The sequence below is a fragment of the Phycisphaerae bacterium genome, assembly GCA_018003015.1.
Lineage (GTDB): Bacteria > Planctomycetota > Phycisphaerae > UBA1845 > PWPN01 > JAGNEZ01.
Genome location: JAGNEZ010000103.1, coordinates 1 through 14687, shown reverse-complemented (window position 1 = coordinate 14687; position 14687 = coordinate 1). Strand labels below are relative to the sequence as shown.

General features: G+C 61.1%; 9 protein-coding genes and 1 pseudogene. 6 read left to right on the top strand and 4 right to left on the bottom strand.

Annotated elements, in window-relative coordinates; genetic code table 11:
* Window positions 1-122: 122 nt before the first annotated feature.
* The gene (locus KA354_23965) at window positions 123-815 is read right to left on the bottom strand and encodes a DNRLRE domain-containing protein (GenBank protein ID MBP7937708.1); all 693 of its coding nucleotides are present in this window, start codon (window positions 813-815) and stop codon (window positions 123-125) included.
* A gap of 440 nt (window positions 816-1255) precedes the next feature.
* Here KA354_23965 and KA354_23960 point away from each other — a divergent pair, with 440 nt between their 5' ends.
* From KA354_23960 to KA354_23935, 6 genes are all read left to right on the top strand, one after another.
* A complete protein-coding gene (locus KA354_23960) occupies window positions 1256-1984 on the top strand; it encodes a sigma-70 family RNA polymerase sigma factor (protein MBP7937707.1) in 729 nt (242 codons plus the stop codon).
* A gap of 96 nt (window positions 1985-2080) precedes the next feature.
* A complete protein-coding gene (locus tag KA354_23955; protein MBP7937706.1) occupies window positions 2081-2608 on the top strand; it encodes a hypothetical protein in 528 nt (175 codons plus the stop codon).
* Entirely contained in the window at window positions 2605-5334 is a 2730-nt protein-coding gene (locus KA354_23950) for a serine/threonine protein kinase (protein MBP7937705.1), read from the top strand. Before KA354_23955 ends, KA354_23950 begins: the two co-directional genes overlap by 4 nt.
* Window positions 5335-5514: 180 nt before the next feature.
* Window positions 5515-6270: a site-specific integrase gene (locus tag KA354_23945; GenBank protein MBP7937704.1), complete on the top strand. Its 756-nt coding sequence runs from the start codon at window positions 5515-5517 to the stop codon at window positions 6268-6270.
* A 195-nt stretch (window positions 6271-6465) separates the two neighbouring features.
* Window positions 6466-6789, top strand: coding sequence for a hypothetical protein (locus KA354_23940; protein MBP7937703.1), 324 nt, complete (start codon window positions 6466-6468; stop codon window positions 6787-6789).
* The gene (locus KA354_23935; GenBank protein ID MBP7937702.1) at window positions 6786-7904 is read left to right on the top strand and encodes an orc1/cdc6 family replication initiation protein; all 1119 of its coding nucleotides are present in this window, start codon (window positions 6786-6788) and stop codon (window positions 7902-7904) included. Before KA354_23940 ends, KA354_23935 begins: the two co-directional genes overlap by 4 nt.
* A 111-nt stretch (window positions 7905-8015) precedes the next feature.
* Here KA354_23935 and KA354_23930 read toward each other — a convergent pair whose 3' ends face one another.
* The 3 genes and pseudogenes from KA354_23930 to KA354_23920 all read right to left on the bottom strand — a co-directional run bounded on the left by KA354_23930 (window position 8016) and on the right by KA354_23920 (window position 14583).
* A complete protein-coding gene (locus KA354_23930) occupies window positions 8016-8723 on the bottom strand; it encodes a DNA-processing protein DprA (GenBank protein ID MBP7937701.1) in 708 nt (235 codons plus the stop codon).
* Window positions 8723-12490 (bottom strand): AAA family ATPase, encoded by a 3768-nt coding sequence (locus tag KA354_23925; GenBank protein ID MBP7937700.1) that lies wholly within the window; start codon window positions 12488-12490, stop codon window positions 8723-8725. The genes KA354_23930 and KA354_23925 overlap by 1 nt, the downstream gene beginning before the upstream one ends.
* 548 nt (window positions 12491-13038) lie before the next feature.
* Window positions 13039-14583: pseudogene (locus KA354_23920) on the bottom strand (NgoFVII family restriction endonuclease).
* Window positions 14584-14687 lie beyond the last annotated feature (104 nt).

Sequence of the window (14687 nt, the reverse complement as noted above, 5' to 3'; positions counted from 1 at the left end):
GGGCCGACCGCAAGCAACTCCGCCGGGCCACCCGCCGGCGTTTCCAGGCCTCGTTCCCCCGCTGAGTCCAGCTCCGCACCCTCCCGCGTTCCGGCCCAGCCCCCCATGGTTCTGGTGGGCGCTTACCTACCATTGTAAACTGTGCAATCGAAGGAACCATTGACGCTAGCACCCGGGCCAAGGGCTATCCGATTCTGCTGCGATCCGTTTAGCCATACATTGTTGTTGATCACAATCTCATTGGTGGGCGTTATGATGTCCACTTCGAGCTTGGGGTCATATGTGGTGCCACTATACTCTCTTGACCTGAATAGGGCCGTTGAGGGGCCACCATAGGTTTGCGAGCGGAGTTGGAAGCCATAGTTGTTTTGGTGCCCGGCATACCACTCCTTGACAATTGTCGAGACACCAATTTCATTCCAGCCACCCTGAGGGTCGAAACTCGAATACGGAGTGGCGATTACTCCGGGCATGCTGTTCCATGTTGCGGTGGTCTCCGACCAGCCGCCGCTTGACATGAAGCAGAACGCGGTTGACATGTCGTTATAATAGACATCACCGCAGAACAATCGGAGACGGGCTTCTTGAATGACACGTCCCTGCGGGATCAGGGAAAGATCGAAGTGGACTAGCGCAATCTCAGTTCGTATATTTGCAGCGTTAAGTCCGAATTGCCAGCTCGTCCAGGTGCCGAAATTGGAATCGGGTGCAGAGCCGGAGCAAAACGTGTCCCTGTCGGCAGGAATGGTGATAGTGTCATAGCCCTGTACAACGGGCGCCAATCGAAGCAGTAGACAGAGAAATGCAGACGCCATTCCGCACAGGCGCTTCTTTGGCCTTGTGCTCAGCTGGCTTAGCGGAAGTGGAGTAGTCTGAGCTGCGACGCTTCTTCGTGACGCCGATGTATCCAGCATGTCGAGTCCTCCCAAGATTCTGGATTTGCATTACGAGCCTGAACTTCGCTTTGACCTTCTTTGCAGCCGCTACGCGGGGGGCCAGGCATACAACCGCACTGCCCAACGGACCAGGGTAGTCGTGAAGGTTGCATATTGACCGCGCCCTTCGCCAACGCGGCGAGGAGCGATCGATCACAATTCGATACGGTGGCAAGACCCGGATTCTGCGTGGCTTTCCAGGTTTTTCTGGAGCGGGACCCGGTGGCGGATATGCGGCGGCAAGGCGCTTGCCTCCACCCCCATCTCATGGTAAGCTAAGATGTAAGACTCTTCTCGCTGGCCGAACCGAGACCCTGCTGATGAACCGAGATTCGTCAAGCCACCGCGGTGGATTCCCGAGCACCCACTGGTCCATCATCGCCCGGACCAGCGGGCCAGACGCCCGAGATGTGCAGGATGCCTTGGCAAGGCTGCTTCAACGTTACTACTCCGCCCTTCTGGTTCACCTCCGTTACCGCTTTGCTGGCCGCGTGGGCGTCCACGAGTCCAAGGACCTGCTGCAGGGTTTTGTGGCCGACAAGGTATTGGCGCGGCGCCTGTTCGCTCAGGCCGATCCTCAACGAGGCCGTTTCCGCGCGCTCATCCTGACCGCTTTGGATAGATATACTTACGACTGGCTCAGACAGAATAAGCGCGAGTTCGGCGACATCGACGCCATAGCGGAGCCCTTACGCCAGGACGAGTCGCCGGACGTCGGCTTCGAGACCGCCTGGGCCCGCGAGATCCTCGGCCGGGCCATCGAACGCATGAGAACGGAATGCGACGCGGACCACCCGCTGAGATGGGCGGTTTTCAATGCCCGCGTGCTGGTGCCGGCCCTGGAAGATGCCCAGCCGGTCCCTTTCGCGCAACTCGTTGAGCAATATGGATTTGTGTCTCCGGTGCAGGCGGGTAACACACTGACCACGGCCAAGCGTATGTTCGTGCGAATCCTGCGCGACATCGTGGGGGAATATGCGGCCGATGAATCCGAAATCGACGAGGAGCTGGCCGACCTTCAGAGGATTCTGACCAGCGGCGGCGCATGATTCTGGCGGACCTTCCGTATCAATTCATGGGGCGGCCTGCTACGACACACCCGCTCACGGGCCGTTCGTGGTGCTTGTTGAGGGAAGGCAGACGTTATGACTACCGGTCCTGACGTTCACAAGGCGAAGCGGTGGGGGCTCGGCCAACTGCTGGCGCCCGATTGTGGCCAATCGCGCCCTTGGCGCCCGGAGGAACTCGAGGCGATCTCCCGGCACCAGATGTCGGTATCGATCCAGTACGACCTCGGAGGTCTTGACCCCGGCCTCGCCGGCAAACTCTCCGCATTGGCGTCCGCCGAAGGATTGCTGGTCCGGAGCTTCGCCGACCTGTTCACGCACCCCCGTCCCCCGCTGGAACTCCTCAGGATGACGAAGGACTTTGCCAAGGCCATGGCCGCCCACCCGGAGAGCCCGCTGCCCCGCGAAGTGGCCGACGTGCTGTATTACGCCAGCATCCTCGTGGCGCGCACGCGCTGCGGGGAGCGGATCAGCCAGCTTGAAGATGGGGACTTGATGACCGGCATCGACTGGGCCTTGAGCCAAGCCTGGGTAGAGGAGCGGGTCAAAACGATCTTTCGTGAAGGGCGGGCCGTGCTTCAGGCCGGGGGAGGCCAGCCGCCATGAGCGACCAGCCGGACCTTTCTCGCTCACCGAATCCCATGACTTTCGATGCCACGGCGCCGCTCCTCCAGGCGCGCCTTCTGGACCCGCCGACGCATCCTGGCCTGCTCGCCCGGCTGGATCGGTACGGAATCCTGAGGGTGATCGGCGAGGGGGGCATGAGCCTGGTGCTGCTGGCCCGCGACCCGGCCAGCGGAAGCCGTGTGGCCATCAAGATGCTCAAGCCGGAGTACATGCGCGAACGACGGGTAGTCCACCGCTTTCTGGCCGAGGCCCGCCACATGCGCAAGCTCGCGCATCCCCACATCATGCCCGTTCTGGAGGTTTCCGAGCGCTCGGAGGGTCCGTACTTCGTCATGCCATACATGGAGGGCGGCAGTGTCGCCGAGCATATTGCGGACTGCGGATTCCGGAATGCGAATGACGGATCGGAGGAACGGCTCACAGAACCGGAGGGCGGCTTGTGCGCGCCGGAAGACCAGGGAAAAGAGACTCTGGATATTGCCTTGCAGGTGGCCGAGGCGCTCGACTTCGCACACTCCAAAGGCATCATTCACCGCGACCTGAAACCCGGGAACGTCTTGCTGGATGGAATGGGCGAAGCCTACCTTGCTGACTTCGGGCTGGGGAAAACGACACTGGTCAACGAGTCGATCATTGACGCCGGCCACTCGCCCTGCGAGGGCACGGCGCCCTACATCGCCCCGGAAGTGGCCGAGGGGCGAGCGGGGGATTTCCGTTGCGACATATATTCGTTCGGGGCGATGCTTTACGAGATGCTTAGTGGCCATCCGCCTTACAGCGGCGAATCCTCAGACGAGGTGCTACGTCAGGTGCGATCGGGGCCACCGCCAACAATTCGGGAACAAAAGACGGGCGGCTTGGACGCTCTGACCGCGGTGGTAGAGGGCGCGATGGCCCGCAAACTGCGCGATCGCTACGCTGACATGACCGACGTCATCAGTGACCTGCAGCGGATCGCGAAAGGTCAGGAGTCCCTAGGACCACGCGGACGCATTAGCCGCCAAGCGCGAAAGTTCGGGCGACGGCTCTTCGGGTCGCGGGTCCGTGTGATGATTGTCGTGGTCAGCGCTGTCGCCCTCGCCGTGGGTACTTGGGCTTTCTGGCCTAATGGAACGATTTTGAGCGATGACTTCAGTGGCTCCCGGCTCAATACCCGCCTTTGGCAGGATGGGCAAGTCGCTGATTGCCTCGATCAGACGGGAAAAGCCGAGCATCACGCCAGTGTCGCCCTTTCTGACGGCTCCCTCGTACTTAGTGCCAGCGCCGTGTCATCGGATGGCAACACCGTGGCTCAGAGTGTGTGGGTCGATTCCAGGCCCGATCTCAGGCGCCATGGCACCGTCACCATCGGGATCGTCCTGTCGGCGGAATCGCCGCGCGGCGCAGTGCAGGTAATCCTGACCGATGGTCAGGCGCCAACCGCCAACGATTCCGGCGGCGTGATCCTCTGGCAACGCAGCGGGGGCCCGGACCCGGAACTCAAGCTTCCGCGCCAGAAGCTGAAGATCGTCCTGTCCACGGACTCGAACATGGCCGTTGTGTACGCCGGCGACCAGACCGTCCCGGAGGACCTGGTCAGCGTCTCCAGCCTGGGGCGATGGCACCTTCGTCTGCTGGCGGGTGTCCGACCGGCGGGAGGTTTCCCGGAGGGCCACATCCGCCTGGCCATCGACTCCGTGACCGCGCGGCGGTCCCAGGGCGTGACCAGTGTTGTTGGCTTCGTTCAGAATACGTCCACTTTCCTGGGGGTTTCCGGCGTCACCGTGAGGAGCCAACAGGGGCAGTCCGCGCGCACCGGCGCCAGCGGCGCCTACGTCCTGGAGCTTCCGCACGGGCAGAGCCAACGCCTCGAGGTCGTGGCCAATGGTTGGGTGATGGCGGGAGACGCCGTTCGTGTGGAGGCCCTGGAGGGGCAGCAGCTCCGCGCGAACCTGTCGATCCAGAAAGTACAGTTTGGCTATGGAGATATCCTCAGCGCCATCCCGGTGTTGCTGACGCAGCCTCCGTTCGGCGGTTTTGCCATGCTCGGCGACGAAATCGCCCTGATCACCGGGCCGGGGCCGGACCGGATTTTCCAGCGCCGGAGCCCCAAGAGTCCGGATGTCCCTTTGGCCTCGGACGTGCGTATCGGCATGGTCACTTCCTTGGCGACTTGGGAGGGGATTCTCTACGGCCTCTCCTCCGCCTTCCTGGTGAGCGACCGGGCGCAGTTGTGGAAGATCGATCCGCAGGGCAACCGCTCGCCGCTCCACACGCTGCCCATAGGATTCGCCTGCGGGTTGTCCTGTGATGGGCGGCGGTTCTGGTTCGCAGAAAATGACACCATCAGCAACCGTATCGGCGTCCACGCGGTGGACATGGAATCGGGGGAACGGATATTCATACGCTCCAAGGACCGGTCCATAACCGGCACGGCCTTCGGCCCCAACCGCCTGTGGGTTTCTAGCGACGCCGGCTGGGTCTACGAAGTTGACCCCGAACTGGCCCTGGAGGCCGCGACACTTGAAGATGCAATTATCGACAAGTTCCCGGGGCGCTACGAGTACCTTTCCTTCGCCGACGACACACTCTGGGGTTTGATCATGGGGCGTGATGCGAGGTCAACGCTGCTTTGCCGGATCAAGATTGATCATTTGCCGGCGGGCAACGCGGGTCCGACCACCCGCCCGGCATCTTCACCCGAGACGCAGACGGCGCCTTCCTGAAGTCACTGGGAAGGCTGCCGAGACATTGGTTAAGCTGCGCAATTCTCACTTTCTCAATGCCCAGCAGCAGGTTTAATAACCACCCTGATTTCACATTTGGGACCATATGTGAAGAAAATGGCCCCAACCAGCACCATCCCCAGCGCAGAATCGCCGGCCGAAAGCCCGGTTTTGTCAAATGTGAAATCTCCGCGAAAACAGCCCACTTACGAGCGATTTGGCGAGACGATTCGGTATCTGACCGTTGAGGAATGGAACCAGTTTCTCGATGCGATCGAGGACTACCGCCATAAGCTGATGATGCGGGTTATCTACGAGCTCGGCTGCCGGGTGGGGGAATTCGTCCGGATCCAGCTCCGCCACCTCTCGTTCACCCGCAACACGGTGTACTTCCCCGCCGAAAACACCAAGACGCGTCAGCGCCGGGTGAGCCACCTGCCCGCCGGCCTGATGAACGAGCTCAAGAGCCTGCTCCGCCAGGATGGCCGCATGGCCCAGCGCAGCCTGCACATCCACCGGCCGGACGAGTACCTGTTCCACCCCGGCCGCAGCGGCCGCCGGCATTACACCGAGAATCGCCTGCGTCAGATCTTCGCCCGCTATATCCGCGCCGCCGGCCTGGAGCGGGAATACGCCCGCGACCGCCAGGGCAGGATCCTTCGCGAGCTGACCATCCACTCGCTGCGGCACAGCCACATCATGCACTACGTCCACGTGTACAAGCTGCCGCTGCCGATCGTGCAGCGCCAGGTCGGCCACAAGTCGCTCAAGGCCACCAGCGTCTACCTGCGGCCCTCGGACGAGGACGTCGGCCGGCAGTACGCTGAAGCCCGTTACCACTTGCCTCCGGTAACGAAACGGCCGGCAGGCTTAAATACCCATCCGCCATCACTCCAGAATGACAGCACAATACAACACCCAACGAGAAACCACTGACCTCCTGGAACGTATCCTTGAGCGCGTGGAATCCATCGACAAGAATGTCGAGGATCTCCTCGATACGGTCGGCGACCGCTTCGGCGATTTCACCTACCGGAATGGCTACGACGAGCAGGACCACGAAGAGGCATACTGATAACGTTCGGTGGCCAGGCAGGAAAAGCTTAAAAGGCCGCTTGACCTCAATCCAGGATGCACATCGACATCCCCGGCATCCTGCGTGACCTAGCCCAGCTAGTGGACCGCATGGCCGGAGTCGTCGAGTGGCGCAGGCTCAGAATACAGGAGCGATCTCTGGCATCCTCGACTTCCTTCGATATTGCCGACCACCTCGATGAGGAGATGCTGGACCTGCAGATCGCGTTTTCGGCCGCCGCGAACAGCGTGCGCGAAGCACTCGATCGCCCCGATCTCGCGGCATCGCGAGAGCAGGTCATCCACTGGAAGCAACAGCTTGAGCAGCTCGAGGCACGGGCTTCTCAGATCGCCACCACCGATAAGCTTATAAAGTCGTGAGGGTTTACGCGTGCGGTGAAGTTTACGCGACCATGGGCATTGCCGACTATTTCAGCGAGCGGGTGCACGCGCTCGACCAGAGCCTGCACCGCATCAAGGATTTTCACGTCTTCGATTTCAATCACATCCCTGAGCAGCCGCTCATGCGCGAGGAGATCAAGCCGATCATCGACGCCTGCCTCCGTTATCTCAAAACCGGTATTCCCAACCACCTGTTCATCTTCGGCAGCCGTGGCTGCGGCAAGACCCTCATGCTCAAGTACATCCAGCGCCTGCTTCGCGGCCAAGCCACCGTGTGTTACGTCAACTGCCGCCAGCACAACACCAGCTTCAAGATCCTCGCCCACCTACTGTGCGTGAAGCCGCGCGGCTGTAGCCTCGACGAACTCTGGCTGCGGTTCTGCGATGCCCATGCCGGCCGCTTGATTCTGATTCTCGACGAGGTGGACCTGCTGTCCGAGAAGGATCGGCACAAGGACATCTTGTACCTGCTCGCGCGGTCGACGAGCGCGTACATGTCGGTGCTGCTCAGCAACCACCCCAAGTTCCTCGGCCGGCTCGATGAGAGCATCCGCTCATCCCTTCAGCCCGAGATGATCCATTTCCGCAACTACGACGCCGACCAGGTACGGGCGATCCTCGTGGACCGGGCCCGGGGTGGCCTGCACGAGTGGTCGGAATCCATCGTGGCACAGATTGCCGCCCTGACTGTGAGTGCGACGAACGCCGATGTGCGGGTGGCCATCAAGGCCTTGTATTACCTGGCTCTCGAGCAGTCAGAGGACGTGCGTGCAGTCTTCGAGCGCGCCAGAAGAGATCTGATCGTCGACGTGCTCACCGACCTGAACGACCAGAACCTCTACATCCTGATGGCAATCGCCGAAAGCACAGAGCCCTTCGTCAAAACCGTTTACGAGCGCTACCGCCAGATCACCCTGCAGCACCACGAGACACCGTTCTCGTACGTTTACTTCTACACCAGCCTGTCCTACCTCCAGAGCATCGGCCTCGTCTTGCTGCTCTCGACGAAGGTGGGGCGGACGTACACCAATCAGATCCAATTGTTATTCGCCGGGGAGCTACTCGACGCGATTCTGCAGACGCGTTTGGGGTAACGGGGATGAGGATCATCGAGCGGAAAGCATCGAGCCGGGTGAAATCGTGTGCCGCGGGGCATTCTGGCTGGGCCAGCTTCACGACACCCAAGTTGTGTGAGCTGAGTGTCGTCACTCGCATCCAAGCCAGCAGCTCCGGTGGCGCGCTGATTGATGCCGGTTGGTGGTCGTGAGGGAGATCCACGACCGAGGCAATGCATCGGCGGAGATTGGGCGTGCTCCCTGTTGGACGAGGTTGGTGGTCGCCGCATCGTCGAGTGTCCAGAACGTTTTGCCGGCCGTTACGGCGTCGCGGCAGAGCTGCTCCAGCCGCCCGCCGGCGTGGGCGTAGGTGACGATGATGCTCTCGGCTATGGCCACGATGCATCGGTTCCGCTTCTCGGCCGTTTCCTCCGTAACCCGTCGGCATCCGTTGTCGAATGGCGAGACCAACAGCAGCCTGCCGGCGGCAAGCGCCGGCTTCCAGGTTGCGGGCAGCCGGAGGTTCTCCAGGCCACGCGCAAGGCACACGATGACGGGCTGATCGCCGCGAAGCAAAAGCGTCAGGCATTCCTTCTCCATCGGCGAGTGGAAGCCTCCGATCACCGTGATGCCGGCATCGCGAAGGGCTCGGGCCAGGTCATAGGTCTTCAGGATCAGGTCGCCGGGGCATTTCACTGAGCAGAAAAGGGCCACGGATGTGCTAGTAAGAAGTGCGGCGTTTCCGGAAACGTGGAGCACCGATGGGATGGCAGCCTGAAAAGTGGGGGAGCCGAGAACTGAGTAACCGGGTTCCTCTTTGGACAAGTGTTGGACTGGGAGCGGGGGTGACTTCGCCATCACTGGACTCCCAATCCCTGTTTTATGCGGGCCTCAATCGCGGGCACGTCGAACTCGCCGCGTGGCCCTTCGCTTGTGGTCAGCAGCGTTCCGGCATCACCCTCTCCTTCGCCAAACGGAACGACTCCCTGCTCACGATACCACGCGAGCTTGCGTTCCCATCGCTCCCGGTAGACCCTATCACCAAGCATGCCCAAATGTTCGAGGTATAGGTTACGGCCGGTTTCGGCGTCGATGAGGGTGAAATCGGGGTAGCGGACGCTGCCATTTCTGCCCTGGAGCGGATTCTCGTAGAGATAGTTCGTGATCTTCAGCTTGTCGTAAAGCAGATTGGCGATGATGACCTCGGACTTCGACCTGACCAGGTCGCCCCGTGAAGTCCGGTGAATCAGCCCATCTTCCATAAACCGATCTTGTACAGCAACGAGGTCCGGCGGCGTGAAAAGATTGGTGACGCGAGACGCGATTTCCGAGTTTGACACAAAGCGAATCAGGTCTCGGGCCGCACCCTGATGAAAGACGACGATATGCTCCTGCTGCCTGGTCAGCGCCGTGTAAAGAAGCTCACGACTCAAGAGCCAGCAGGGGTTCGGAACAACGACAAAAGTGATGCCAAACTCGCTGCCTTGCGCCCTGTGGATGGTCAGCGCGTATGCAAGTTCGAGCGGCGGGTCACCCTCTTCGCCGAATTCCCATCCGGCATAGCCGCACTTGAAGCCTGTCTGACTCGTGAACTCGACTTCGAGTTTCCACGGCAACCCCTTGTAGCCGGCGTTCCGGCCCTTGTACTGCCCGACGACCATCCCGATGTCGCCGTTGGCGACGTAAAGATGCTCATCTTGGGGCGGCGGAAACACGTCGTTTCGCCAACCGTTCTGGCGGCTTATCACCTTGTCGCCGTACAAGATGCTCTGTGCACCGAATGGTCTCGGGACTCTCCGCCACTGCTCTCGTGTCCAGCCCAAGACGCGTTTGCGAAAGGTCGTTTGGATCGCCCTGTTAACGGAATCCACTCCATGCAGACCGGCGCGAACCGGGGACAGAACCTGCCAATCCTCCGCATGTTCTCCAGCTCCCGAGCGGTCTTTGCTTCTGGGATGGAAATACACTGCGTTCTGGAATAACGATCCGCCGAGTGACTGCTCAAAGCCGTTTTCATCTTCCGGGCCGGAGAGCTTCAGGTCTTGGATGATCGCGGCCACCAACTTGGCTTCCAGCTCTTCCGGTGAATCCCAGCGAGCGAGCCGAATATGCTGCGCCTCGCCACGCAGAAGCCTCTCCCAGATCTCGTCGGCTCCCGCATCAAGCGGGGCTCCGCTAAACCAGTTTGCCAGTAGGAGATCATCCCGTTGTTCACCGGCCTGGCGCCGCGTGATGGTCAACTCGGCATAGCCCGGTCCCACCCTGGGCGTTCCGCTCGGGTAGGATTCAATTCTCTTCGGTGTAAGGCGACGGACGATATCGACGAAAGGACGTCCGGCCCCAATAGGCGGCAGCTGCCGGGGATCGCCGACGAGGACGAGACGCTCGACGTTCTCCAGCCCATCCAGTGTCGCTGCAAGTTGTTCCTCCGTGAGCATTGAACACTCATCAATGACCACGGTGCGGTATGCAGTACACCGGTCCGATCCGCCGGTGACGACATAAGCTCCGGTTTCGGCATCAAATCTGCCCGATCCAAGGAGGAACTGTGCAATGGTTTTCCCTGTCTGTAGCCCGATCTGCGCCTCCATGCGCACGCGTGCTTTGCCGGTGGGCGCAAGCAGAAGAAAGCCGCCCTGCTCGACATCCGAAATGGCGCAGAGCGCCTTCAAGAGTGTGGTCTTGCCCGTACCGGCTGGACCGATGAGCACGGTCAATCTGGAAGCGTAAATCTCCGCAAGCGCCGCGGCTTTCTCGGCCCGCGCCAGCTCCTCCTGCTCTCGCTCAGATGCATCTGCCGGCACGCCTTGCCCGATCGCCGCGTCAATCAGGTTCCGCCAGGGATGCGCGGCAGGGTGGCGCTTGGCGTTGGTTGTCCTACGTTCTACGCAGTTGCGGATGAGATTGCCGGCTTCGACAAGCCGGTCGAGCTGGTACGCGGGCTGGCCACTCTTGAGCGCGGTAATGCTGATGACCGGATCGAACGCCCCCTCCGTCTGGTCCAGTACGTCCTCAGTGCAGGGTACGGCCGGGCGTACGTCTACTTGCGCGATCTTACGAATTACCGAATCCCTGGGCAGCAGCGTGTGGCCCAAGCCCGCGGCATTCTCCAATGCCTGGATGACAAACGCCCGAATCCGCCGAGAGTCGGCCCCGTCGTCCATGGTGGATTCCGCGGGGAGGGGGAACTTCTCACGCACGACCGCATCTGGAAAAACGCCCTGGTCGATTGTCCCCAATTGAATCGGTGCAACCCGGCCACGGTCCAGTTCGTACAGCAGGTAAGGATTGCGAATGAGGTCGGAATCCTCGACACTGATCCCTGCGTCTTCGCGTTTCGTCTTCTGGAAAAACCGGGCGGCCTGCTCGTCCGAAATGGCAAATCGGCTGAGCAGTTTGAGTAAGGCCTTACGTTCGGGCTTCATGCCTTTCCAGATCTTCCGCCAGGAACCGCCGAGGCATTGTGCCAGGTCCGCCCCGAGTAGGCTCGGCTTATCCAGTGCCTGCTCGAACCGCTCCCAGGGATCACTTTCCCAGGCGGTTTCCTCCTCCTCCTGCGCCCGTGCGATCTCGTAGGCGATCAGGTTTGCCCGCTCGATGTCCAGGGCAGCCAGCGCTGAGCCCATGCCCGGGTAAGGACCGCGCATCTTCCACAAACGGTTGAGTTCTCTGTCGATCCACGCACGGGCCTGAGCCCACGGTCCAGGCAGGATGGCGGCGGTTCTTCTCAGCGCGGAATCGCAGGCAAGCAGGGACGCGATTGCCGCGTCGTGCGAGACGTGCTCGGCCGTGTACGAGAATTCGTCCCAATGCGCTTCAGGCGAGAAGGCGACGTATTCTTCGGGCCGAATTGAGCTGTCCGTACTCGCGAGCGCCAGGATCTGGTGGTATGGCAACAGAAAACCGTCCCCCGCCGAGTCCGGCCGGATCGAGTGTCCGATGTTGCGTTCCCACAGCGTGCAGCGAATCGGCGTTGCCTTAACGCCGCCCTCGTACTCATATTCCACCGGGTCGCCGAGGTGGAGGATACGACCGACGCCGACAATGACGCGCCGGCTGCTCTCCGAGAGTGGGGTCTTCTTGGCGTAGAAGAAGCACAGCGATTCTTGAGGCCGTATGACACTGAAGAATGTGTCCAGCAGAACGCGCTGATTGTGGTACTCCTGAACCCAGTCGGGTTTGAAGTCCCCGAGGTCCGGCTCGCGATCGGGTGAGTAACCGAGCGACAGTTCCTCAACCAGGCCATCGATCTTCCGCCGGGCATTGCCCTCAACGTGCTCCTTGAGCATCCACCGGAACGGGATGCAGGCCGCGGAAAACGGTGGATGTCGAAACGGGGTGGGCAGGAACTTGTCATAAATCTCGTGGCGGCCCTTGTAGGGATGGTTGGTTTCGCGCAAGAATTCGCTGGCCGACAAGAACGAACCGCGCTCGGCTGCGCATGCGGGCAGCCTGCTGTCGAGTTCATGCCAGTCTTTCCCCGCCATGCTCTCTTCCCAGGCATCGTCCTTCTTCTTGGAGATGCCCTTGAGGATCAGGCAGGAGGTGTTCTCCCGAGGGTGCTGGCAGATGCTGCCGTCCCAAGCGTTATCGTGCCAGGGAATGCGGATGGAGAGATGGGCCATGGGCAACTGACGTGCGCCCTCTATCAGCGCCGCTGGCTTCGCGGAGGATGAACTTCTGCTCGTTTTCGCCATCGTACGTCCTCAACAACATGTCAGCCCCGGCCGGATCGGCCTTTGTCGGAAATCTCCCACACACCGCGCAGCGAATCCGCCTTGAGTAGGCCCTCTTTGACCATCATGCTGCGCGCCCATTGAGCGGCGTTCCGCCAGCGGGGCAGGTCCGGGTCGCTGGCTAACGGGTCGAAGTCTACCTCTTTCAGGACCGGCTTCATGGCCTGGCCGACGCGGTCGAGAACGTCGCCGATCCGGCCGGCGCCGCCCATCTCGATGAGCACCCGCAGAATCGGCTCGCGGTAGGCTGCCTCCGGCGTCCGAAGGCCACGCCGGAGTCTGCCCAGATCCCGCCGCGCAGCACGGGTCTGCTCATCCTCCTCCTTCTCGGCAACGGCGGCGAGGGTTTCCCACTCGTTGCGAAGCGTGGCCACCTTGTCGCGGAACGCCGTCAGGATGTCTGTGCCGGCGGTGTCGTTGTTGTCGTCGTCCGCCTCGAACAGGTCAGAGTCGGAATCATCGATCCGCGTGTCGAGCAGCCCCATGTCCTGGGTGCCGATTGGCATTGGCAGGCTGTTCTCGATGGCGTGCAGAAAGATGTAGTTGCGCAGGATGTGTCGCTCTACCGATAGATGGAAACCGTACCCGCAGCTTTCGAGACGCTTGAACAGATTCGTGCGGCAGAACCCCTTCAGGCGAATGCCCGCACGCGACAAATCTTGCAGGATCCGGGCTTCCTCGGTCGTGGGCGGTTTGCCGGGAGATGGTTTCTGGTAGTTGCCCAGGCCATAGCGTGGGAGCATCAAGCTATCGACGGCGTTTACCACGGCGGGTCCGAACAGTCGAGCGTATTGGTCGTCGGGGTCCGTCTCGTCGATCCTGAACTTGAGCGTCTTGGGGACACGATCGGGAAAGTAGGACCGCGTGCCGTCCTCGAATTCGAGGTACTTGCGGCCTCTGGCGGGATCATCTTTGGCGTAGTTCTCCCGGATAAAGGTGCGCGTGCGCCGGACCAGGTACAGCCGCATCAAGTCGCGCCAGTCGTCAGCGTACGGGCTCTTCTCGAAGGCCGCCAGCGACCGAAGTGCGCATTGATGCCGGCGGATGAACTCGGTTTCTCCCAACTCACGAAGCAGTCGCTCGGGCCGGATGCCGATGTCTTTCTCCTCAGGGACGAATAGCCGGAGTTGGTTCGAAAGATCCAGGTAGGTCTTGTTGTAGGGCGTGGCAGACAGCAGGATGACCTTGCTGTCGTTGGACTGGATATACTCGAACAGAGCGCGGTATCGCTTGCCCTCGCGGTTTCGCAGGTTGTGGCTTTCGTCGATGAGCACGAGTCTGAATCGGCGCAAGTCCGGCAGTTCACGTTGCGCGTTGGTGATTGACATAACCTTCGCGCGAAGACGGTACTGCTGCCGGTAATCCTCCCACATCGGCACCAGGTTCTTCGGGCAGATGATGAGGGTCTCGACGCCGTGATCATCCTCAAAAATGCGGGCAAGAGCGGTGGCCATGAGCGTCTTGCCCAAGCCAACCACGTCGCCGATGACGACGCCATCGCGTTTGTTCAAGTGGTGGGCCGCTATCTTTACCGCGGCTTTCTGGAACTCGAACAACTTGTTGCCGAAGTCGCGGGGGATGCGGAACTCGGTGAGCCCAGCCCTGGCCTCCTGCGACAGGTGGTACGCCATGTTCACGTAGATGTGATACGGCGGGATGAGCTGTTCGCTGGCCCAACTGTTCTGGATGATGCCCACCAACTCATCGGAGATGTCGACGCAGAACCGGTCAGCCCAGCGGTCCTCGAACCACCGGGCGAGCTTGTCGCAGGCGTCGCGGTCCATCACGTCTACGTTCAATTCACCCTGTTTGGAGAGGCCGGCGAGCGTCAGGTTGCTGCTACCCAGATAGCCGACCTTCGGGTTGATGGGGTCCGGCCGGAAGAGCAGGTACAGCTTCGCGTGCAGCGGGTGCCGCAGGAACAGCTTGACGGTCACCTTCTTCGATTTGATCTGCTCGGCTAGTACTACAACGCTAAGGATTCGGCCATCGGCAAGGCTTTATTTCGGCCAAGTATATGCCAATCCTGTGTAAACGACGCAGTGTTCGCTTGCGGTGCGAGCATCGGGCTGCCGCATTGCGGGCT